The sequence below is a fragment of the Roseivirga echinicomitans genome (genome assembly GCF_001592935.1).
In the GTDB taxonomy this organism is placed as follows: domain Bacteria; phylum Bacteroidota; class Bacteroidia; order Cytophagales; family Cyclobacteriaceae; genus Roseivirga; species Roseivirga echinicomitans.
In genome coordinates this window covers 168,112-192,706 of the sequence record NZ_LRDB01000002.1, presented here as the reverse complement: position 1 = coordinate 192,706, position 24,595 = coordinate 168,112, and the positions used below count along the sequence as shown (strand labels likewise).

The following is a 24,595-nucleotide window of genomic DNA, read 5'->3' as shown; positions in this document are numbered from 1 at the left end:
AAAACCATTCTCAAAGAAGATTTATCAAATAGCCCACGGTTTAAACCGTGGGCTATATAGCACAAAGCTTCCATGAACCGTTTTAACGGTTTAATTTTTCATCAAACACAAAAGGGAATTATTGAAATAGGCTTTTTATATCGGGTGATTTAGTGAGTCGCAGCGAGACGCAACGACTAGTGAACCTAAGAGCACCTTCCACCTTCGCGCTTCTTCGTGTTCTTTGCGGTTTAATGACTTCTTTCTGTGTTGCTAAAAAAGACCTCCGAAGCTTCGGAGCAGGGTGACTGAAAAGCAAGCTTACCTGGCGAAATCAAATCATTAGTACAAATATCAAAGCTAAGTCATGCTGTAAGCATCCTTTTCAGGTGGTTAGGTCATAACATTCTTAGAGAGTCGCAGCGACTAGTGGAGAGTAGAAAGCCCCACGCTTAGTATTACAGTTTCTAGACCCTTCTCCGAAGTCTCGGAGCTCAGGGAAAGAAACCGAGCGTTTTTAGCTCCGATTGTCTTCAACACATCAGTACTCCAACACCTCAACACTTCTCAACCCCAACACTTTAACACATATAAACCACCAATGTAATATCCCGCTCTTGATAGTACTGCCAAAGTGATTATGCACTATTTTAAGGGATGAAAAAATTTATCCTTCAACCACTTTTTTGCAGAATTTTTGCTGCCGTTATTTTCTTTTTTTCAGCGCAATTCGCTAGCCAAGCCCAAAGCATTCCTACTCCCGAAAGCATGTTGGGCTTTACGGTAGGTGCAGATTATCATTTGGCTACTTACGATCAGTCGCTGGCTTATTTTCAGAAACTAACAGAAGTCAGCGATCAAATTCAGTTGTATCAAGCAGGCGTTACTTCAGAAGGTAGGCCTTGGTATTTCTCGGTCATTTCATCCAAAGCCAACTTGGACAAGCTGGATCGCTATAAAGAAATCGCCATGCAATTGGCGCACCCAACGGGCATGACCGATGCACAAGCCAAAGCCTTGGCCAAAGAAGGGAAACCCTTTGTGCACATTGATGGCGGCCTCCACGCTACAGAAGTAGCCGGAGCGCAACATACCATTTCGTTGGCTTATGAACTGTTAAGCAGCGATGACCCGAAAATCAAAGACATTCTGGACAATGTGATCATTATGCTGTGGCCCTCACTTAACCCTGACGGACAAAACATAGTAGCCGATTGGTATCATTCCAATGTGGGTACACCCTATGAAGTGGCGCCATTGCCAGTGCTTTATCAGAAGTACATTGGTCACGATAATAACCGCGATGCCTACATGCTGAACATGGAGGAATCTAGGGTGGTGGCCCGCACTTGGCGCGAATGGGAACCGAACATTATCCATGTGCACCATCAGTCTTCCCCCTTCCCTACCCGTATTTGGTTACCGCCTTTTGCGGAGCCTATCGCTACACAAACCCCGCCTATTGTGGCACGTGAAGTCAATATGATTGGAATGGCGATCGCTCAAGCGCTAGAAACCAACGGGCAGCCAGGCGCAGTACATATGGGCACGGGCTTCGATGCTTGGTATCCTGGCTATGTCGATTACATGCCTGTACTTCAAAACATTCCTGCTTTCTGGACAGAAACTGCACTTTATCGCTATGCTACTCCACATTTATATACACTTGCCGATTTCCCAAGAGACCGTTCTGACTTGAGGATAGAATCACTCTATTCCAGTCCATGGAAAGGCGGATGGTGGCGTTTGAAAGACGCTGTTGATTATATGCAAACCGCCTCGATTGCAGTATTGGAATACGCTTCGAAATATGGAGAAACAGTGCTGTACAATCGTTATCAGTCGGGCAGAAATGCCATCAAGAAGTACGAAGAAGAACCACCTTACGCCTATTTCGTTCCGCAAGCGCAACGTGACCCAGTACGCCCTGTGGAGCTACTAAAGCGACTGGCATTTAATGGGGTCCGCATTGAACAACTTTCGAAAGCAGTGACTTTCAATAATATCAATTACCCGAAAGGCACTTGGGTTATCCCAATGAATCAAGAGTTTGCCGAACTCGCTCGTCAGTTACTAGATGTACAGAATTACCCTGACTTGCGCGAATATCCGCAAGGCCCACCAGAGCAGCCTTATGACGCTGCGGGATGGACATTGCCTATGATTTTTGAAGTGAAAGTCACTCCGGCCATGTCGCCATTAACGGAAGAAGTGAAGAATGCACTTATGCCAATTCAAGGCACTGTCGTAGACTGGAAAACCGCAGGTGATGCTTCAGCTATTGACTTTGTGCCCGGTATAGGTTTCAACACTAATGCTAATGCCGCTGGCATTGTCCCCTTACCCAGCAAGGTTTCTGGCTCAGGCAATACCGCCTTGGTCGACCCGAAAGAAAACAACAGTTTTAGGCTGATCAATAAAGCCTTAAAAGCCAATGGAAAGGTGAGTTTCGCTTCTGGCAAATATGCCATTGATGGCATTTCAAAATCCAACATTGACCAATGGTCAAAAGAATTGGCTGTGAATGTTACCATGGCCAATAATGTGAAAGGAACCGCGATCAAAAAACGCATTGCACTTTACAGGCCACATACCGCCAGTATGGATGAGGGCTGGACGCGTTGGTTGCTAGAAAACTACGGTTTCGAGTTTACCAATATTGGCAACACCGATTTTCAAATGGGTGATTTAGAAGACCGTTTTGACGTGATTCTATTGGCTTCGGAACGCTCCTCCACCTTTACCAATGGATTTAGAGAAGGCACTGTGCCCCCTGAATATGCAGGCGGTCTTGGCGACTCGGGTATCCGTGCGATGAACGAATTTGTAAACGCTGGTGGCACTTTGGTGTGCATGAACCAAAGTAGTTTGTTCGCCATTGATGCCCTGCACCTGCCTGTGAAAAATGTAACGGCTGGTATCAATAGAAAAGACTTTTTTGCTGGAAGTTCGATTCTTGGCGTGACAATAGACACTAGCCATCCTGTAATGGCAGGAATGCCAGCACAAGCGAACATTTTTGTATCGAACAGTCCAACTTTCGCTCCTACTGAAGGTTTCGAAGGTCAGGTGTTGGCGAAGTACCAAAGCCAAGATTCACCATTGCGCTCAGGCTATTTATTGGGCGAGAAATTCATTCAGGGTTATGCAGCTTCATTGGATGTCAAAAAAGGAAAAGGACATGTAATCCTCCACGGTTTCAGTCCGCAATGGCGCGGCCAAACCATGGGCACTTACCGCGTGCTTTTCAACTCGATTTTATACAGTGGTGATGTAGCTCAAAATCAGAAATTGAACCCAGGATTTTGGGAGGCGCCTGAGGGGAAGTAGGCTATACAAACACTCTTAGCCCTTGTTGGTTTGTCTCCAACAAGCCGATGCATTCTCGTAACCACAACTCCCCGCTTAGATTCAAGAATAGGTATTATATCGAATAAGTGAAACTTATGATGTTGATGTTTGTGGGTGACAACACCCACAAAGGCGGAGAAGATCCCTACGGGGATGACTGAGAAGCAAGCTCATTTGGTTAAATGCCATCATTCGCACATAGATCAAAGCTAAGTCATGCTGTAAGCATCTTTTTCAGTTTGTTCAAGTATTCTGCCCTTGTTGGAGTTCTTCTCCAACAAGCCGATGCATTCTCGTAACAACAATTCCCCACTTGGATTCAAGAATAGAAATTATATTAAATAACAATAAACTCATGATATTTCTGGGTGACAACACCCACAAAGGCGGAAAGGCACCGATCCCAAATAACAATATTTAACCCCAACCCATTTGGTTATCAATTATTTAAGTTAGTTTCATCAACTTTTTTCAGACTTAACCCATTTTTCATGACTAGCCAAAAATTTAGAAATCAATCACGCAACCTCCACAGAGACATTGCCTATTTCTTTGTGGGCCTAATTATCGCGTTTGCTATTTCAGGTATCGCCCTAAACCACAGAGGAGACTTCAACTCACGGGAGTTCACTTACTCAGCTGAACCCATTAAAATCAACCTACCAGCAGACCCTAAAGAGATCAATGAAGCTTTTGTGCAAAGCATTCTACCCGAAATCGCCATAGGCAACGAATACACAGGCTTTAGGGTTCAAGGTGGCACTTTGAGGATTATCTATGAGAAGGCCAGGGCTGAAATCAATATAAAAACAGGAGAAGGTGAGAAAGAATGGGTGGGCCGAAGAATCGGACTCGCAGAAATGGCCGATTTACACCAGAGCACCAACAAATCTTGGATCTGGTATTCTGATATTTTCGGTATTGCAATGATTCTTATCGCTGTTTCTGGAATGTTCGTTTCAGGAGGTGAAACCAGTTTCAGGAAAAGAGGTTGGAAATTCGCCATTGTAGGCATTGCCTTCCCCTTGGTTTTCCTCTTTTTCTTGATTTAGGGAAAGAAATTATGCCCTTTTTGGAGTTTTCTCCAAAAAGCCGATGCATTCTCGTAACCACAACTCTCTCTTGGATTCAAGAATAGAAAATTCTATTGAATAATAAACTCATGATATTTGTGGGTGACAACACCCACAAAGGCAGAGAGTAGCCTGATGACAATCGATACTTTGTGGCAAGAAAAACAGACTTAAGAAGTTAGGGCTCAGGTAAACCCTAGCTTCTCTTTAATCTTCAACCCTGAGCGCTTATTTTATTTTAATCCCGTCAATATTATCAAACCGTCCCATAATGCCCCATCCTCCAAAATTCTCTGAGACAGCCATCCAAAGTTCGTTATCTCCCTTTTTCAGTCTTAAGTACACATCATCATAATAGCCCATAGTGCCCAAAAAACGGTAATCCCGACTGGTAAACTCATCATGACCTCCCACCAAAAGCTGATCGTTTAAATAAACCCTGACTCTGTCGCTAAAGCCATAGCTTAGCTTTTTGATTTGATCTTTATCAGACTCAATGGTCACCTTGGCAAAGACCGTATTGTTCTGCCCATTGGCAATTGCAACCCTTGCTAAATTTGCATACCCCCTACTTTCGGCATCGACCTTATTCCATTTCAACCCCTTCTTCATATCCGCGGAGAGATCAACAGGCTTCTCTAATGTGGCTTCCTCGAAAGTGGTTGAAACTGACCATGAGGAGATCACTCCTTTTTCCAAAGGTTCAACTGCGATAGCTTTACTTTTAAGCACCGGATTACTTTGTTTGGTCACTTTCAAATCCGCAATTCTGAAAGCAGAAGGTCCACTTCCACTGAAACCTAAACCTCCCGATTTTGGTACTCTTTTCAGTTCAGGGATATAGTATAAAGGAGTGGACATATCGTTGATATACACTTCAGCTGCACGCTCAGCAATCACCAATTTGATGTGGCTCCAAGCATTCATTTTATACTCAACTGCCTGAGCGAAACCTTGACCATAGTACAATTGCCAGCCAGCAAAACCATTGAAAATAGGCGTGTACTGATTGGCATCTGGATTACCCGATTGATGCGGCCTCACATAAAACTCCTCATAATTTACAGCGTCTTGAATTCTGAAATCAATACCTGGGAAACCTCGGTCGGGTGTGATATAAATATCATACTCCAAAATCCCAGTAAAAAACTCGAAGTTCTTTAACCTGACCTGAGACTGAAAAGGAGAAAGGCTTTCCTTTCCCTCAAAGCGTTCAAAAACATGACTCTTCCCTGTTACCTCCCAAAGTTCTTGGTGAGCAAAGGAAAACTCTTGACCCGACATCGTCTGACCGTATATAACAGCGATGGCAATACATAAAAATTTGTTCATTTGAATTCTGTTTTCTTGGCTATTACGGAAGACTCGAGAAAAAACGCCATCAGATTCCTATTCAAAACCATTCAAGGCTGTGCAACCTCGTTCGTATGGATTCAGTTTATAGTTTTGTAGTCTGAACTTGATTTGTATTTGGCGGCATTAAATTCGAGTTCAAGGGCTTATTAACTTAATAATTCATGAATAAACAGTGTCTTCAGAAATGCCTTCACTTGATTGAAGAAAAACTTGGCTGGGGCTCCAGTAGCGAATGGCTCAATCAGGAGTTCCAACTCTTAAGCGACCGTATTTTTGAGGAAACCCGTGTTCGTCTGAGCATTTCCACCTTAAAAAGGGTTTGGGGAAGAGTGAATTACGACAGTGAACCCAGCATTTCTACACTCAACACTCTAGCCCTTTTTATCGGCTACGAAAACTGGAATGCACTGAAGCAAGGGCTTTCCAAAACAATTCCACTTCCTGAAAAGAAAAAAACAGGAACCAAAGCAAGTATTGTCGCCATCATCATATTACTAGTCACCAGTACACTAGTGTTGGTCGCCTTCAATAAAGGAAGCCAAAAGCCCTACCCCCAGAAGGAGATTGAAAAAGTGCAGTTCAGCAGCGCGCCCGTCACCTTGGGACTTCCCAATTCTGTTGTTTTCAAGTACGACTTTGCTGACATCGAAGCCGACAGTTGTTTTATTCAGCTTTCGTGGAACGATCAACTGAGCATTCCAATAGACAATGAAGGCAAAGAGGTAACCGCTATCTATTATTACCCCGGTTACTTTAGGGCAAAGCTGAAAGCCAATGACCAAATTCTGAAGGAACATGACGTGCATATACGCACCAATGGCTGGATGGCCACCATCGGTAATGGAGAAATGCCTCGATACCTTTATCGAGAAGAGTTGATCCAAAACGGAAGTCTTAAACTGACCGAAGAAACTTTGAAGGAAATCAATGATACCAATACCGAAGTAGCCCCTTTACTCACCTACCACTATTTTGACGATTTTGGAGAAGTTACGGGTGATTCTTTTGAGTTTGAAACGAGGTTTCGAAACAGTTACCACAAGAGCAATGGCATTTGCCAAAATACGGTCGTCTTAGTACATGGCACAGAAGGCATTCTTTATGTGCCCTTCTCTATCCCCGGCTGTGTTAGCAAGCTCAATTTGTTTTTAATGGGCACTGGCTTTGACGGAAAAACGAACGACCTCTCCGCTTTTGGTACCAACATCAGCGAATGGCAAGATTTGCGCTGCACTGTTGAAAATGGACTTGTCAGTATTTACCTGAATCAGCAATTGATCAAAAGTTTCGAAACGCCTTACAATCTAGGCCAACTGGTGGGCTTCAAATACAGGTTTGAAGGCAGTGGGGAAATTGAATATATCAAATTGAGCAACACTGAGGGAGTGGTTTTTGTAGGTAATTCCGAAGATTCTCTTTAACCTTAAACTTCAAGTGGGGTAAACAAAAGCCCTTTACAGGGAAGTATAAAACAAAGTCACCCACAGAAAATCATCCATCTCGCGCTGGTAGATAAAAATAATTTCTGCGCAATCCATTCACCCGAACAAATCCATGAGTATGACGGGTAGCTTTCCATCATTTTCCTTACTTTAGTCTATTATTTCCGATCGAAAAATCGTCATTCCGACTAACAGCCTATGTACCTGATATTTGATACCGAAACCACTGGTTTACCTAAAAACTATAACGCTCCGGTAAGTGATCTAGACAACTGGCCCCGATTAGTTCAGCTCGCCTGGCAGCTGCACGATGGTTACGGAAAACTGATTTCGGCTCAGAATTTCATCGTGAAGCCCGAAGGTTTTACCATCCCCTATAACTCCCAACAAATCCATGGTATTTCTACGGAAAGGGCGATGGAGGAAGGTCATGACCTCAATGACGTACTAAAGGCATTCACCGAAGACCTCGCCAAAACCACCATTGCGGTTGGGCATAATATTGAGTTCGATTTAAATATTGTTGGGGCAGAATACCTGCGTACCGAGCAGGAAAACAAGCTAGAAGGCTTTGAGAACATTGACACTAAAAATGTAGCCACAGAATTCTGTGCCATTCCGGGCGGAAAAGGCGGTAGATTCAAATGGCCTACACTGACTGAACTTCACTTCAAACTCTTCGGAAAAGGATTTGACGATGCGCACGATGCGGCTTATGATGTAGATGCTACGGCCCGTTGTTTCTTTGGTTTGTTGGAACACAGTGTGGTACCTCCCATTGAAGGCATTCGTTTATCGGAAATTAAATACGAAGCCCCAGAACTGGATGCCGCCAATTTCGCTAAGACTGATGAACAAGAAAGCAGCGGAGGCATTGGTAAAATCGACAAAGAAACCCTTTCCGATTTAAAGGAGGTCCCTTTCTCTCACCTGCATTGTCATTCTCAGTTTTCGATTTTGCAGGCCACCTCAGAACTTACCGCCTTGGTGAATACTGCCAAGGAAATGGGCATGCCAGCCATTGCCATGACGGATCATGGAAACATGATGGGCGCATTTACTTTTGTGAAAGCAGCGCTATCGGCAGGGATCACACCTATTGTTGGTTGTGAATTCAACCTATGTACCGACAGAAGCAACAAAAAACTACAGGACAACGGTAACCAAACCGTGATTTTAGCCAAGAACAAAAAAGGCTATCACAATTTGGTAAAACTGGCTTCCATCGCCTATACGGAAGGCTTTTATTACCTACCCAGAATCGACAGAGACGATTTAGTAAAATACAAAGGCGACTTAATCGCCACCACAGGCGGGCTTTGGGGCGAAGTGCCCTACCTCATTCTGAATGTGGGCGAGACACAAGCAGAAGAAGCTTTTGTGTGGTGGAAAGAACAATTTGGCGATGATTTCTATGCAGAAATCAACCGTCACGGACTTCCAGAAGAAGACCACGTTAACAGGATTCTACTTCAGTTCTGTAAGAAGTACGATGTAAAGTACATTGCTTCGAACAACACTTACTACACCAAAAAAGACCAAGCCGTAGCGCATGACATTCTACTTTGTGTAAAAGATGCGGAATCGGTAAGCAAGCCTAAAAAATACATCGGGAAACGCGGAAGAGAATTCCGTTACGGTTTCCCGAACGATGAATTCTATATCAAGTCGCCTGAAGAGATGAAAAAGCTCTTCACCGATTTGCCCGAAGCGATTGCCAACACCAACGAAATCGTTGAAAAGATAGAGTCCTACAAACTGGAGCGCGAAGTACTCCTTCCAAAATTTGATATCCCTGAGGAATTTCTTTCCAAGGAAGATGAAGCAGATGGTGGGAAACGTGGTGAGAATGCTTTCCTGCGTCACCTTACCTATGAAGGTGCTACGAAGCGCTATGGAGAAATCACTGAAGAAATTAAAGAGCGTCTAGATTTCGAACTTGATACGATTGCCAATACTGGCTACCCAGGTTACTTCCTCATTGTTCAGGATTTTACGAACAAGGCCAAGGAAATGGATGTTTCCGTTGGACCAGGAAGGGGTTCAGCCGCAGGTTCAGCAGTGGCTTATTGTATCGGAATTACGAATGTGGATCCGATCAAGTACGATCTCCTTTTTGAGCGTTTCCTTAACCCAGACAGGGTATCACTTCCCGATATTGATATTGACTTTGATGATGAAGGTCGCCAAAAGGTAATTGACTATGTAATCAATAAATACGGAAAGAATCAGGTGGCCCAGATCATTACCTATGGTAGTATGGCGGCCAAATCTTCCATTCGAGATACAGCAAGGGTAATGGAACTTCCTTTGTTCGATGCCGACAGAATTGCCAAGCTGGTGCCCGACACCTCTTTGGCCAAACTATTCGCTTTTAGCGAGAAAGAATTAAAAGATAAACTCAAAGGCGATCAGATTGCACTGGCTCAGGAGCTGATTAAAATTTCGCACGGAAATGACGAACTGGCTAGGGTGTTAAACCAAGCCAGAGTACTTGAAGGTTCGGTAAGAAATACAGGAATTCACGCTTGTGGGGTGATTATTACCCCAGACGACATCACCAATTTCGCACCTGTGGCAGTGGCCAAGGATTCGGACATGTGGTGTACCCAGTTCGATAACGCGGTTGTAGAAGATGCAGGATTGCTCAAGATGGATTTCTTGGGATTGAAAACCCTCACGCTGATTAAAGATGCGGTTAAGAATGTAAAAGAACGTCATGATGTAGCGCTAATCCCTGATGATTTTCCGCTGGATGACACGCTCACTTACGAGCTTTTTCAACGAGGAGAAACGGTGGGTATTTTCCAATACGAATCCAACGGCATGCAGAAGTATTTGCGTGACCTCAAGCCCACCGCTTTTGCCGATTTAATTGCCATGAACGCCCTGTACCGACCAGGGCCTCTAGAATACATCCCTTCTTTTGTTCGAAGAAAACACGGTGACGAAGAAATCACCTACGATTTGGAGGACATGAAGGAATACCTTGAGGAAACTTACGGTATTACAGTGTATCAAGAGCAAGTGATGTTGCTTTCGCAGAAACTCGCTGGCTTTACCAAAGGTGAGGCAGATGTGCTGCGTAAGGCAATGGGTAAGAAAAACCGTCAGTTGCTCGATCAGCTGAAACCCAAATTTGTTGGGCAGGCCGTTGAAAAAGGCCATGCAGCCGATAAACTGGAGAAAGTATGGAAGGATTGGGAGGCATTTGCGTCTTACGCCTTTAACAAATCACACTCTACCTGTTACGCTTATGTGGCCTTCCAAACAGCCTACCTAAAAGCGCATTATCCTGCTGAATACATGGCTTCGGTGCTCAGTAACAACATGAACGACATTAAGCAGGTCACCTTCTTTATGGAAGAATGCCAGCGCATGGGCATTCCTGTTTTGGGGCCAGATGTTAACGAATCTAACTACAAGTTTACGGTAAACACCAAGGGCGAAATTCGCTTTGGAATGGGTGCGATTAAAGGGGTGGGTGAAGCCGCCATTGAGTCGATTATTGAAGGAAGAAAAGAAGACGGCCCTTACCATAATATTTTTGAGTTTGCAGAAAGAGTAAACCTAAGGGCTGTAAACAAAAAGAACTGCGAATCACTGGCCATGGCCGGTGGTTTCGATTGCTTCGAAGATTACCACAGAAGGCAGTATTTATACGCCCCAGAAAATGAGCAAACGCTACTAGAAAAAGTAATTCGTTACGCCAATGCCAAGCAAGCCGAAAAAGATGCTGCTCAGGTTTCTCTTTTTGGAGGTGACAGCAATGTAGCCACTCCACTTCCGAGTGTATCCATTTGCGAGCCGTTCAGCGAAATGGAAAAACTTAAAATTGAAAAAGATGTGGTCGGTTTCTACATTTCTGGCCACCCGCTTAATCAGTTTGAAGTAGAACTGGAAAGCTTCTGTAAACCAGTGAGCGACATTAAGAGATATCCTAACCAAGACATTTCCATTGGAGGGATTGTGAGTGGGGTTCGGAACGGGCAAACGAAGAACGGAAAACCTTTTGCCATTCTTAGCATTGAAGATTATAACAGTTCTGTTGAGCTCTTCTTGATGGGTGAAAAGTACATGAACCATGCGCAGTATTTAAGGCCAGGAGAATTTTTGTTTATCACAGGAAGGGTGGAATTGAATTGGCGCAAGAAAAATGAGATCAGGGACAATCCTCTCATTACCCCTACTCCAGAAGATTGGGAGTTACAAGTAGCTGCCATTTCCCTTTTAAGTGAATTAAGAGAGAAAAGAGCGAAAGGGATCAAAGTGAGTATTAATGCCCGAGATGTCGATCAAGAGTTGATTGATACGATCATGAAATTAACAAAAGAGCATGAAGGAAATACAGAGCTTAGAATTCAGTTGGTAGAAAAATCTGAGAACCTGAGTGTCGAACTTTTAAGTAGAAAGGTAAAAGTAGACCCGAATAGTAACCTCATTAGAACATTGAAGAAATACGCTAATTCCGCCAGTTTAATCACGAATTAGAGGACTTAAATAAAAGGGGTCAATAGCCTATTGAGAATGACAATGAAGAGTCGCCTTGGTTTTGGCCCTCAAATTGAACTTTTTAATTAGTTTTGTTGTCAACCTGCAACAATTGAAATAAGAAACTTAATAAATATATAATGGCAAAAGCAATTGAAATTACAGACGCTAACTTTGAAGAGTTAGTATTAAAATCAGACAAACCAGTATTGGTAGATTTTTGGGCAGCATGGTGTGGCCCGTGTAGGATGGTAGGCCCGGTGGTTGAAGAAATCGCAGGTGAATACGAAGGGAAAGCCGTAGTTGGTAAAGTAGATGTTGATGCTAACCCTAACATTTCAATGAAATATGGTATCCGTTCAATCCCAGCACTTCTTTACTTCAAAGGTGGTGAGCAAGTAGACGGTGTTGTAGGCGCTGTTCCAAAAGGAACTTTAACTTCGAAATTAGATAGTACTTTGGCTTAATTGACCAAACATCTTAAAACATATTCAAAGGCTGCACGAAAGTGTGGCCTTTTTTGTGTTCAATCAGCTATAAAAACGCACCTAAATCACTAATTTAAGACAGTAAATCATTCACTGCAATTATTACGTAAAGAGACAGCAAGTATTTCAAGCGATTAAAATGATCCGTACATTCTCAAAACATATCAGTCAGCACTCAAAATTATATTTTGGTTTTGGTGTATTGGTACTGGTTGTTTTGGCAGGGCTTGGTCAAGATTTTCTTGAATCGATATTAAGAGATTACAATTTTTACATCACCGAATCACTTCTTTTTAATTCGTTTTGGGTGTTATTCTTACCGCTTTCCTTTTTTCAACTGAAAGGGTTAAGTGCCCTTCGAACCGAGAAAACATTCAAGAGTTTGTCTATCATTATTGGCTCAATCATACTCTCCACCCTAATTCACTTCCTTCTTTTCCCTCTAATTGTGAATTTAGTTTCGGCTCAATTCTTTCCACAAACTTATGACTTTGGCCGTACTCTATCTTATGGCCTATCTGAACACTTGTATGTTGGTTTAGCTATTTACTCGTTGGTTGCTGTTTATCATTACAGTAGAAAGTCGCCAACTCCCACTGTTCCAGAAATTACAGAATCACCCACTTACGCCAAAACCATTTCCGTAAGCTTGGCAAACGAAATATCTGTGCTAAATGTAAGCGAGATACTATCGATTGAAGCGGCCAGCCCCTATATAAAACTGATCACTTCAAAAGGAAATTTCCTCCAGAGTGAAACATTAAAGTCAATGTACGAGAAACTAGATCCATCGGTTTTTGTTCGGGTTCATAAATCCACGATCATAAATATGAGTGAAGTGATCTCTTATAAATCGAGACTGAATGGAGATTATGACATTACGCTCAGTAACGGTTCTTCAGCAAGAATGAGCAGAAATTACAGCCAAGCATTCAAAGCCTTACTCAACACTCATCAGGTTAGCTTAAAAAATTAACAGGACAGCCTATTCGATTTGACAAACCTTCATTTCTGAAGCTTATTGCTGGAAAAAAACCATGCTTCAAAAACTCTATCTCTACCCAATTCTGCTAGTCGCTTTTCTTTTTAACTGTAAAGGTCAGTCCAATAAAATAATTGGTGGCCTTTTCGAGAACGGTGATTTTATGTACATAGGAATGCCAAAACACATCCCATCTATTGACACTAGTCCAGGCTGGTTAGAAGAAGGCCAGAAATTATTAATCACTGGAACCATATTGCAGCAGGACGGGGTAACGCCTGCCCCAAATGTTATCGTTTACTACTATCAAACCGATACAAAGGGGGCATACTCAAACAGAAAAGGCCTCGATCAAAAGGTAGCAAGGCATGGCTACATCCGTAGTTGGGTAAAATCAGACAAAAATGGAAAATACGCGATCTATACTGTTCGTCCCGCTCCTTACCCAAACCGCGATGATCCAGCGCATATTCACCCTTCTATTAAAGAACCCAATATTGATACTGAATACTATATCGATGCATTCGTTTTTGATGATGACCCACTACTCACGAGCAAAAAGAGAAAGTCAATGACGAACCGTGGCGGTAGTGGTGTGTTGCGCCTTTTGCAAAAAGGTGATTTACATATCGCAGAACACAACATTATCCTCGGGTTGAATATCCCGAATTATCCAACAGTGAATAACAGGCAAGAAGCCTCCTCCGGAAGAAATATTGGTGAAGACGTAATTTCATTCACTCCATATCACGCTTGGGGCCCAGATCGAAGTACTAAAACCTGCCCAATTTGTAAATATGGGCGATATCAAGGTGTCCTTTATTTTGTTGGGAAGCACACAGATTGGGAAGAGGTAAAAAAATGGTTGGTATACTTAGAAAGAGAGAGTTTCGAAAGGCAAAAATACCTCAAAGCATATTTTGTTTATGGTAATGAGCTAAGCCAAAGCAATGACCGACTGATCGCTCACTTGGAGAACATTGGCAAAGCCCTGAATCTGCAAAAAGTAGCACTCACCTATGTCCCCTCTTTTTCAGATCATGCTTCCGAAATAGATATGAATAAAATCAATCCAGCAGTTGAGAACACTTTCATTATCTACAAACAGAGCAATATTGTATGCAAATTCATCAACCTCAAAGCATCGCCAAAGAACTTTGCATTGGTTTCAGAAGCTTTAGATAAAACGCAAGGAGATTATTTCGACCTTAATTCACCGAAAAACAATTAGTTACATCAATCACACTCCTCTTTCGCCAACTCATGAGTACATTCATTAAATTTGAGAGAAATAAAAAATGAACTGACGACACACCACTGTTTTTAACATAAATCTTTTTACTTTTGCGGTTCAATTTTCAAAGCTCAAAAGCCTAAGACTATGGACAACCAACTATTTGCCGGAACTGAATCAGCCTATCTTGGAAAGATGATTGCCGAATTCTACGGTAAATCATTGGGATCTATAGAGATACAAAAGTTCAGTGATGGAGAGATCGCCCCTTACTATACGGAGTCAGTAAGAGGTAACAGAGTATTTTTAATTCAATCTACCATCCCTCCTTCTGACAATCTATTTGAGCTTTGCTTGATGATTGACGCGGCAAAAAGAGCAAGTGCTTATAAAGCAATTGCTGTAATTCCATATTTCGGTTATGCCCGTCAGGACAGAAAAGACAAGCCAAGAGTGGCCATTGGTGCAAAATTGGTGGCTAACATCCTTACAGCTGCTGGTGCAGATAGAATCATGACTTGTGATTTACACGCAGGACAAATTCAAGGTTTCTTCGATATCCCAGTAGATCATTTAGATGGAGCAGCCGTTTTCGTGCCTTATATCAGAACACTAAACTTGGACAACCTACTTTTTGCTTCTCCAGATGTTGGGGGCGTAAAAAGAACACGTGCTTTCGCGCAGCACTTCAATGCTGAAATGGTAGTAATTGATAAGCACCGCACAAAAGCCAACGAAGTAGCCGAGATGAAAATTATCGGTAATGTAAAAGGTAAAAACGTGGTGTTAGTAGATGACCTTATCGATACAGCAGGTACAATCTGTAAAGCAGCCAAAATCATTTTAGAGGAGGGCGCCCTTTCAGTAAGAGCATTCTGTACTCACCCAGTATTATCAGGTAAGGCCTATGAAAATATTAATAATTCTGTCTTAGAAGAATTGGTAGTAACAGACACCATTCCTTTAAAACAACAATCAGACAAAATCAGAGTACTCACCGTTGCTGAGCTTTTCGCAAAAGCCATTAAAAGTGTAACTCACGATGGGTCTATTAGCAAGCTATTTATTTAACAAATATATATTATGAGAAAAGTAGAGATTATAGGGTTTAAAAGAGCAAATCTCGGTAAGACTGAGTCAAAGAGACTTAGACTCGAAGGTCAAGTTCCATGTGTACTTTATGGCGGTGATGATCAAGTGCATTTTTATGCACCTGCAATTCAGTTCCGCGAAGTATTGTACACTCCTGAGCCATGTTTCATCACCTTAAATATTGAAGGCGAAACATTCGAAGCCATTGCCCAAGATTCACAATACCATCCAGTAAGTGATATGCTTTTGCATGTTGATTTCTTACAGTTGTTCAAAGGAAAATACATCAAAATGGAAATTCCTGTGAAAATGGAAGGTACAGCACCTGGTGTAATCAACGGTGGTAGCTTGGTAATTAAAAGACCAAAATTAGTGGTGAAAGCACTTCCTAAGGATATGCCAGATTCAATTTCAGTAGACGTTTCTAACTTAAAACTTGGTAAGTCAACAAAAGTTGGCGCATTAACTACTGAAGGATTTGAAATCCAAAACAGCCCATTAGTAACTATCGCGTCTGTAGCAATTCCAAGAGCACTAAGAGGCGCTGGATTGACTGACGAAGAAGAAGGCGAAGAAGAAAGCGGTGAAGAAGGTGCTTCTGAAGCAACTGAATCTGCTGAATAAGAATTTCTTATTTGAAAACATGAAAATCCTGCCTTTTAAGGGCAGGATTTTTTTATTTGCGTACGTATTGAAAATACACACAAATTAAAAATGCACTAAAATGAAATACCTCATTGTTGGACTTGGAAACATTGGGCCGGAGTATGAGCTAACAAGGCACAATATCGGCTTTCTAACTTTAGACAGATTAGCCGACACAAAAGGAGTTTCGTTTGAGATTGATCGTCTTGCTTACCATGCCGAATTTAAACACAAGGGTAGAACAATCCATATGATAAAGCCTACCACTTATATGAACCTCAGTGGCAAAGCAGTCAAGTTTTGGATGCAAGAATTAAAAATCCCAATTGAAAAAGTATTGGTGATTGTGGACGACTTGGCCATTCCTTTCGCCAAACTAAGGATGAGAGCAAAAGGATCGAGTGCAGGACATAATGGCCTAAAGAACATTGAAGAGTTATGTGGCGGGCAAAATTATCCTAGGCTTAAATTCGGTATAGGAGACGATTTCTCAAAAGGAGCTCAGGTGAATTATGTACTAAGCCCATTCAGTAAAACCGAATTTGAAGAACTCCCGTTTGCCATGGACAAGGCCATAGATATGATCTACTCATTTTGTAGCATCGGTATTTCGCAAACCATGACTCAATTCAACGATTAAGTTGGAAATGTAAGTTAAAGCAGATTCAAGTAATTAAAATATCTCAAACAAAAATTAAATTCATTCTAATCGGTCAAGGTTTATCTTTGACAAAAACACACACACATGAAGGAATCAGAAATTAAACTAAGGGTAGTATTGGATGATGAAAACATTCCTGAAAAAATATATTGGGATGCTACTGAAAAAGAAGGTGATGGAGAAGAAGAGACCAAGTCGGTAAGTCTAAACATCTGGGACCACAATACTCAAAACACCTTAAGAATAGACCTCTGGAACAAAGAAATGCCCACTGATGAGATGAAAAGGTTTTATGTTGACTGCCTAGGCGGTTTAGCACAAAGCATTCTCAATTCAACAGGTGATGAATTTATGTCTACTGCCATGAATCGCCTTTGCGATAAACTTGTAAAGCATCTTGAAGAAGAAGCCAAAAAAGGTAGTCAAGTTTAATTAAAACAGTCTACCATTGGTGCAATGGGTTACTGAATTTAGTATGCATGACGAATATTTTTTCTTGTAAACCCTTTTTAAACTTACAAAACATTGTATTTTTGAGATAGACGATGCCATTCGCACCGTATTTACATTAACAAGCCAAACTTAATTTGTTTCCAAACTCAGAATAAGATGATGAAGATGAAGAGAATTTTGAAGGGACTGGCACTTGTTTTTTTGATCATGCAGACTGCTGCAGTTTATGGTCAATCACAAGTTTCCATCTCGGGCCGAGTGGCAGATGCTGCCACCGGTGAAAGTCTACCTGGTGTAAACATCAGGGTAAAGGACAAGGTGATAGGAACGATTACAAATGCCAAGGGAGACTTCAGTCTTACGGTGAATCAATCGGCCCCTTTAACACTTGTTTTTTCATATGTGGGTTATACGCCACAAGAAATCTCTATTACCGAAGCCAACGTAACTGGTCTCGAAATTAAAATGGAAGAGCAAGTTCTATTCGGACAAGATGTGGTTGTTTCTGCCTCTAGGGTAGAAGAGAGCATTTTACGTTCTCCCGTTTCGATCGAGAAGCTAGATATCTTAGACATTAGAAATACTGCTGCTGCTTCATTTTATGAGGGATTAGCAACATTGAAAGGTGTCGATTTCAGTACTCAGAGTATCACATTTAAATCCATTAACACACGTGGTTTTGGTGCAAATGGCAACACTCGATTCGTTCAGCTCATTGACGGTATTGACAATCAAGCTCCAGGCCTCAACTTTGCGGTAGGAAACATTGTAGGTATTAACGATCTAGATTTAGAGTCTGCTGAATTACAGCCAGGTGCATCTTCTGCACTTTATGGACCAAATGCCATTAACGGTATCCTTCTACTTACTTCGAAAAACCCCTTCGAATACCAAGGATTAAGTGTTTATGCTAAAACGGGAGTTAACCATGTAGATGAAAGAGATGATAACATGTCTCTCTATCAAGATTATGGTTTCCGTTATGCCAAAGCGTTTGATAATAAGTTGGCTTTTAAAGTCACAGCATCCTACCTAAGCGCAAATGATTTTATTGGTGTTGACACCAGAGATCAAGGTTTAGCTACAGGTGGTGTAGTTGAAAGAGGAGCCACAGAAAGAAATGGAAATCGTTTTTATGATGGTGTAAATACCTATGGTGATTTCGGAATTACTGTAGGAAGAATCGCTGATGGTGCTATTGCTGGAGGAAATACTTCTGTTGCTGCCATTAGATCTTTATTCCCTGACGATCAATCTGGTTACTTCACCCCTACAGGATTTAGCGAAGCTTCTTTTGTAGACAACACTACTGAAAGTGTAAAAATCGGTGGAGCGCTGCACTACAGATTAAACGATAACCTAGAGTTACTAGGACAGTTCAATTATGGTTCGGGAAGCACAGTATATACTGCTAACGACCGTTTCGTATTAGACAACTTCAGCATCACAACTGCCAAGTTGGAGTTAAAAGGATCTGAATTCTATTTAAGAGCCTATACTACTCAAGAAAATTCTGGTGACACTTATGCGGCCAATACGCTAGCTTCATTGATCAACCAGCAAACTTACCTTTCTCCGTATTTATCAGCATTTGCTGGTGCGAGATTGGCAGGAGCAAGTATTGAACAAGCGCACGCTTCGGCAAGGGTTTCTGCTGATGCAGCACAGCCTCAACCAGGTTCAGCAGCATTTGAAGCTCTTGTAGAGAGCAATAGAGCTAAACCTATCTCAGAAGGAGGAGCCCTTTTCCTTGATAAGACAGATTTATACCACATGGAAGGTAACTGGAACTTGAGTGAAAGAATTGATTTTGCTGATGTTATAGTTGGCGCTAACTATAGAAGATACGCGCTCTACTCAGAGGGAACTCTTTTCGCCTTAGAGAACGATGGTTCGGAGGTTGCTTTTAATGAATATGGTGCTTTCTTACAAGCTTCTAAAAGCGTAGCTAACGACAACCTTACATTCCAAGGTTCTGTTCGTTATGATAAAAACGAGTACTTCAAGGGGCAATTCTCTCCTAGGGTGTCAGCTGTAGGTACTATTGCTGATAATCATAACATCCGTGGTTCATTCCAAAGAGGTTTTAGAATCCCTACCACACAAGATCAATTTATCGATTTAGATGTGGTAACAAGAAGACTTATTGGTAGCAACGATTTACTTGTAGATCGTTACAATTTCAAAACTAACACTGTTTATACTACTGAAAGCGTAAATGCAGCTAGAGCAGCTGGTAACGAAGCCCTCTTAGTAATTGAAGACCGTGTTAACAATGAATTCAAAACTGAAAAAGTAAATACTTTTGAAATAGGCTATAAAGGTTTGTTTATGGATGGTAGATTACTAGTGGATGCATACTACTATAATAGTACTTACACAGACTTTATTGCTGAAATTGACTTTACTCAAGCCGTACCTAATGGTTTAAGACAACCAAATACTGATGCAGGCACTCAAGGACAAAGACAACAAATCGTTGATGGAACAGTTCCAACCCAGCGCTATGGTTTCGATGTTAACGCTGATGGAAAAGTAAAATCTCAAGGATGGGCACTTCAATTGGATTACCAAATTGGTAATGGATATGAAATAGGTGGTAACGTTGCTTATAATGAGTTGACATCACAAGATGATCTTATTGCACAAGGTTTTGCGGCAAGTTATAACACTCCGAAATACAGATACAACATCAAATTCAGTAACAGAAAAATCACAGAAAGACTTGGTTTCAATGTTACTTACAGATGGCAGCAAGCTTACCTTTGGGAATCTTCTTTCGGAACTGGTGTAATTCCTGAATTCGGAACATTAGATGCTCAAGTAAGCTATAAAGTACCAACGTGGAAATCTACTTTCAAAATTGGTGCAAGTAACCTATTGAACGAAAGATATACGACTTCATTTGGTAACCCTTCACTTGGTGGAATCTACTATTTCCAAATCACGTTTGATGAATTCTTCAATTAAACCGACATGACAATGAAAAATTTAAAAATATACTTATTCGCTTTATTGGCATCAGGAGTACTATTGACCTCATGCGATGAAGAAGAAGCATTGGTTGACCAAAGAAAGGCCGACAATCCGTTACCCACCGTTACTGCCACCACAGGCACCAATGGTTCCGTTACTCTCACAAAATATGTGAGTATTGGTAACTCCATTACCGCTGGTTATATGGATGGTGCGCTCTATACCAATGGTCAAGCGAGTTCCTTTGCAAACCTTTTAGGTCAGCAATTCCAGATTTCAGGAGTTGGCGGCACCGCTTTCAACCAACCTGACATTAACTCAGTAAATGGTTATTCAGGAATAGGACCCAATAATTCCATTTTAGGAAGATTTGTATTAGACCTTAGTATTCCTGGCCCAAAACCTACCGTAGGTGAGGTACCAGCGGCATATGCTGGAAACAAAGCTCAGTTAAATAATTTTGGGGTACCAGGCATGAGGATCGTAGACATCAATGATCCTGCACTTGCTGGTTCTAATCCATTATATGCACGTTTTGCAAGCAGCCCAGGCACTTCTACTGTATTGTCTGATGCCTTAGCAACCTCTCCTACTTTCTATACCTATTGGTTGGGAAATAATGATGCCCTTGGTTATGCTATTGGAGGTGGTGTGAATGATGCCGCGATTACCTCACAAGGTAATTTCCAAAATGCTTTGGCGAGTTCATTAAGTCAATTGGCTGGAACTGGTGCAAAAGGAGTAGTGATGACTTTACCTCCTTTGGTATTGCTTCCTTATTTCAGAGCTGTAAAATGGAATGCAGTTCCTTTGGATGCTGCAAATGCCACGGCACTTAATTCAGCTTTTGCTGGATTGAACGCTGCCCTAGATGGATTAGCCAATTTCCAGTTAATAACTACTGCAGAAGCTGCAAAAAGAAAGGTAACCTATCAAGCTGGCGCTAATAATCCCATATTAATGCATGATAAAGATTTAGAAGACTTAGGTCCTAAATTCGATGCTCTACTCGGAGCGCAAGCTATTACAGCTGCGCAAAGAGCAGGATTAGAGCCCTACAGACAATCGAGACCTGCTACTTCTAGTGATCTACCAGTTTTAACAGCCGCAACAGTCTTAGGTACTGGAGCAGCACCAATTGGTGTGGCCATTCCAATAGCAGATAAATATGTATTATCTGCCAACGAAGTAGTGAAAACTGTTACGGCTAGAGCCACCTTTAACCAAACCATTAAAGGTGTGGTTGATTTAATCAATTCAGGGCCAGGCGGTACTGTGATTACACTTGTAGACGTTCAACCTAAATTTGCTGATCTATTTGGCCTTAATGATGCCCTTGTAACTCAATTAGCTTTGGGTTTAGGTACTCAAGCCTCAATTGCAGCGGTAAAAGCCGAAGCGGATGGTGTATTGGGGATCAAGATCAATGGAACCAATTTAGCACCTGATTTTAGTCCTAATGGAGTATTCTCAACAGACGGGATTCACCCTAACCCACGTGGACATGCCATTATCGCTAACTTAATTTTAAGTGCGATGAGGACGGCCTACGGGGTAGATATACCTGATGTAGATGTACTAGCTCAGAGAGGTATTCTGGTTCAATAATCTAGAACCCAATTAAGAAATGAAAAAGGAGTGATGTACATCACTCCTTTTTTTATGCCTTTATAAGGCGAACTATCTCAAAAAAAGTGCCCCGAAGACGTATTCTTCGGGGCACACCTCAACCAAATAGATAAATAACCATCAACTTCACGGTCCAACAAGATCTTTAATTATAAAATCTTTAGAAATACTATGGCAAGCCATTTGCCAAAAAACAAAAACAATTTAAGTTGCTCATTTACAACTAATTGAATGTTTATTAATAAGCAAGACAAAGGAATTTAATCCCAACTATCACACTAGATTCCCAAAATGGGATCAGTAAGAACTAAAACACTAGCGTCATCATTCCGCTTTTCTATCTATTTTTGAGAAAAACCTTCTTATGAAAGTAGTTGCTATGATTCCGGCCCGATACGAAGCCACAAGATTCCCTGGAAAGCTTATGGCCGATCTTCATGGTCAGTCCGTTATTCGAACCACCTATACCGCTACTTTAAATACAGGTTTGTTTGACGAAGTTTTCGTAGTGACGGATAGTAAAATCATTCATGACGAGATTGCGGCCTATGGCGGTAAAGTAATTATGAGTATTGAACCTCACGAAAGCGGAAGCGATAGAATTGCTGAAGCAGCCGAAACCATTGACGCAGACATTATTGTGAACGTGCAAGGAGACGAGCCCTTCACACAAACGGACACACTCAAAAAGCTCCTGGAAGTTTTTGAACAGGATACTCATAAACAAATCGACTTGGCTTCTCCTATGGTGCGCTTAAAGGGAAAAGAGAATATTGAAAACCCTAACCATGTAAAAGTGATTACGGACCAAGATAATTTTGCCATCTATTTTTCACGCTCTCCTATCCCCTATCCTCGGAACCAAGAAATTGACATTCCTTATTACAAACACATAGGGATTTATGCTTTCCGAAAGGCAGCTCTTTTGGCTTTCAAAAGTACGTCAATGACTCCCTTGGAAAATGCTGAGAAAATTGAGTGCATTCGTTACCTAGAAACAGGAAGGAAAATAAAAATGGTAGAAATCGATCATGTGGGAATCTCCATTGATTCACCAGAAGATTTAGAAAAAGCCAAAGATTACATGAACTCAAGGAACAATTAAAGTAGAGACTTGTTCTATTCTAAAATAACAAAACTATGAGCACTGTTACACTAAAAGGCAATTCAATTAAAACATCAGGCAGTCTCCCAAAAGTGGGTGATCAAGCGAAAGATTTCGCCCTGACAAAAACCGATCTTTCAAAACTTACCCTTTCTGATTTAAAAGGGTCGAAAGTAGTACTGAACATTTTCCCTAGTATTGACACCGGTACTTGTGCTGCATCTGTAAGAAAATTCAATGAGCAGGCTTCAGGATTAAAAAACACTAAGGTGGTTTGCATCTCGCGAGACCTTCCTTTTGCCCAAGCAAGATTTTGTGGTGCGGAAGGCATAGAAAACGTAATCAACGCATCGGATTATGCTACTGGCCAGTTTGGTAAAGACTATGGTTTGGAAATTATCGACCCGCCATTATTGAATTTACATTCAAGAGCAGTTATTGTTTTGGACGAAAATGGAAAGGTAGTTTATACGGAGCAAGTACCAGAAATTGTAGATGAGCCTAATTACGAAAAAGCCTTAGACGCGCTTAATTAAGCCGTTTCAAAACACATAATATTTAAAGCCTGCCCACCAGCAGGCTTTTTCTGTTTACAATAGGGTCGAACAACTCAATCTCCGAAGTTTATCAAACCCCACAATTTGTCACCTGAGTATATTTTAGTAGCTTAATAAGCTCAAACAGAAGAACTATGAAACGAAGAGATTTTTTGCAAAAATCAGCACTCACCTCTGCTGGTTTATTGGCCACAGGTTCACTTTTTAGCCAACCATTTTTTGAAGGCAAAATTAAAGACTTCGGTTTTCAAGTCTATACTGTTCGAAATGTGATTAAAAAGGACATGGCGGGCACCTTAAAAACCCTCAGAAAGGCCGGTTATGATTATGCTGAGTTTTTTGATTTTGCCGATGGAAAGCTTTTAGGAATGCCCGTAAAAGAAGCCAAAACCATTATTGACGATTCTAAGATTAAACTAAAAAGTATTCACGTAGGCACTGGTACCCAAACTCCTAATGTATCGGGCACCATGGTAAACGACTGGCAACGGGCTGTAGATGATGCTGCTGAACTAGGCGCTGAATATTTAGTTTGTGCTTACCTAGGGGGCCCTGAAAGACAAACCCTTGACCAATACAAACAAGTTTCGGAGCTATTCAATAAGTCAGCCGAAATCTGCAAAAAATCAGGACTCAAATTCGCTTATCACAATCATGATTTTGAGTTTAAAGAAATTGATGGTCAGGTGCCTTATGATATCCTTCTGAATGAAACGGATGCCGACCTAGTTAAAATGGAGCTTGACATGTATTGGCTCCGATATGCCGATCAAAATCCACTGAAGATGATTCAAAAGAACATGGGTCGATTCCCGCTTTGGCATGTCAAAGACATGAGCATGGACGATGATCGAGCAATGAAAGAAGTGGGGGCTGGAAGAATAGACTGGAAACAGCTCTTTGCTTACGATAAGGATGCTGGCCTCGAATACTTCTTCGTGGAACAAGATGGCAATTGGGCCACTAGTTCGGTTGAAAGCCTTGTCACCAGCATTAAACACTTGAAGAAAATCTAAGTAAGTACTCGCTTCAACTTCTAGTACTTCAACCATACAAGTAATATCTGTGAGTTTTCGCACAA

17 protein-coding genes are annotated in these 24,595 nt (G+C 41.5%); 16 read left to right on the top strand and 1 reads right to left on the bottom strand.

What is annotated here, in order from left to right; translation table 11 throughout:
* The first annotated feature begins 636 nt into the window (after positions 1–636).
* Both AWN68_RS04355 and AWN68_RS04350 read left to right on the top strand, forming a co-directional pair.
* Positions 637–3,309 (top strand): M14 family metallopeptidase, encoded by a 2,673-nt coding sequence (locus AWN68_RS04355; protein ID WP_068411970.1) that lies wholly within the window; start codon positions 637–639, stop codon positions 3,307–3,309.
* Between the two features lie 512 nt (positions 3,310–3,821).
* Complete coding sequence (locus AWN68_RS04350; RefSeq protein ID WP_068411967.1) at positions 3,822–4,382, top strand: PepSY-associated TM helix domain-containing protein; 561 nt, start codon at positions 3,822–3,824, stop codon at positions 4,380–4,382.
* A gap of 249 nt (positions 4,383–4,631) precedes the next feature.
* On the opposite strand, the gene AWN68_RS04345 is transcribed toward AWN68_RS04350, so the two are convergent.
* Positions 4,632–5,735, bottom strand: coding sequence for a hypothetical protein (locus AWN68_RS04345; protein WP_157716080.1), 1,104 nt, complete (start codon positions 5,733–5,735; stop codon positions 4,632–4,634).
* Positions 5,736–5,920: 185 nt separating this feature from the next.
* On the opposite strand from AWN68_RS04345, the gene AWN68_RS04340 reads away from it, so the two are divergent.
* The 14 genes from AWN68_RS04340 to AWN68_RS04275 all read left to right on the top strand — a co-directional run bounded on the left by AWN68_RS04340 (position 5,921) and on the right by AWN68_RS04275 (position 24,530).
* Positions 5,921–7,180 carry a hypothetical protein gene (locus AWN68_RS04340; RefSeq protein WP_068411961.1) on the top strand — a complete coding sequence of 420 codons (1,260 nt, stop codon included), beginning with the start codon at positions 5,921–5,923 and terminating at the stop codon, positions 7,178–7,180.
* A gap of 219 nt (positions 7,181–7,399) precedes the next feature.
* On the top strand, positions 7,400–11,692 hold the full coding sequence (gene dnaE, locus AWN68_RS04335) for a DNA polymerase III subunit alpha (RefSeq protein ID WP_068411958.1): 4,293 nt from the start codon (positions 7,400–7,402) through the stop codon (positions 11,690–11,692).
* 140 nt (positions 11,693–11,832) lie between these two features.
* Positions 11,833–12,159 carry a thioredoxin gene (trxA, locus tag AWN68_RS04330; RefSeq protein WP_068411956.1) on the top strand — a complete coding sequence of 109 codons (327 nt, stop codon included), beginning with the start codon at positions 11,833–11,835 and terminating at the stop codon, positions 12,157–12,159.
* 160 nt (positions 12,160–12,319) lie between these two features.
* Positions 12,320–13,156 carry a LytR/AlgR family response regulator transcription factor gene (locus AWN68_RS04325; protein WP_068411954.1) on the top strand — a complete coding sequence of 279 codons (837 nt, stop codon included), beginning with the start codon at positions 12,320–12,322 and terminating at the stop codon, positions 13,154–13,156.
* Positions 13,157–13,217: 61 nt separating this feature from the next.
* On the top strand, positions 13,218–14,393 hold the full coding sequence (locus tag AWN68_RS04320; RefSeq protein WP_068411951.1) for a dioxygenase family protein: 1,176 nt from the start codon (positions 13,218–13,220) through the stop codon (positions 14,391–14,393).
* A gap of 150 nt (positions 14,394–14,543) precedes the next feature.
* Positions 14,544–15,467 (top strand): ribose-phosphate pyrophosphokinase, encoded by a 924-nt coding sequence (locus AWN68_RS04315; RefSeq protein WP_068411948.1) that lies wholly within the window; start codon positions 14,544–14,546, stop codon positions 15,465–15,467.
* 12 nt (positions 15,468–15,479) lie between these two features.
* The gene (locus tag AWN68_RS04310) at positions 15,480–16,112 is read left to right on the top strand and encodes a 50S ribosomal protein L25/general stress protein Ctc (RefSeq protein WP_068411946.1); all 633 of its coding nucleotides are present in this window, start codon (positions 15,480–15,482) and stop codon (positions 16,110–16,112) included.
* A 100-nt stretch (positions 16,113–16,212) separates the two neighbouring features.
* Entirely contained in the window at positions 16,213–16,773 is a 561-nt protein-coding gene (gene pth, locus AWN68_RS04305; protein WP_068411944.1) for an aminoacyl-tRNA hydrolase, read from the top strand.
* A 105-nt stretch (positions 16,774–16,878) separates the two neighbouring features.
* Positions 16,879–17,226 carry a gliding motility protein GldC gene (gene gldC, locus AWN68_RS04300; protein ID WP_068411942.1) on the top strand — a complete coding sequence of 116 codons (348 nt, stop codon included), beginning with the start codon at positions 16,879–16,881 and terminating at the stop codon, positions 17,224–17,226.
* Between the two features lie 177 nt (positions 17,227–17,403).
* Positions 17,404–20,217 carry a TonB-dependent receptor gene (locus AWN68_RS04295; protein ID WP_245657949.1) on the top strand — a complete coding sequence of 938 codons (2,814 nt, stop codon included), beginning with the start codon at positions 17,404–17,406 and terminating at the stop codon, positions 20,215–20,217.
* Positions 20,218–20,229: 12 nt separating this feature from the next.
* Positions 20,230–21,831, top strand: a complete 1,602-nt coding sequence (locus AWN68_RS04290; RefSeq protein ID WP_068411939.1) for a hypothetical protein — start codon at positions 20,230–20,232, stop codon at positions 21,829–21,831.
* A gap of 385 nt (positions 21,832–22,216) precedes the next feature.
* On the top strand, positions 22,217–22,957 hold the full coding sequence (kdsB, locus tag AWN68_RS04285; RefSeq protein WP_068411936.1) for a 3-deoxy-manno-octulosonate cytidylyltransferase: 741 nt from the start codon (positions 22,217–22,219) through the stop codon (positions 22,955–22,957).
* Between the two features lie 35 nt (positions 22,958–22,992).
* Positions 22,993–23,493, top strand: coding sequence for a thiol peroxidase (gene tpx, locus AWN68_RS04280; protein WP_068411933.1), 501 nt, complete (start codon positions 22,993–22,995; stop codon positions 23,491–23,493).
* Between the two features lie 155 nt (positions 23,494–23,648).
* On the top strand, positions 23,649–24,530 hold the full coding sequence (locus AWN68_RS04275) for a sugar phosphate isomerase/epimerase family protein (RefSeq protein WP_068411930.1): 882 nt from the start codon (positions 23,649–23,651) through the stop codon (positions 24,528–24,530).
* The last annotated feature ends 65 nt before the right edge of the window (positions 24,531–24,595 follow it).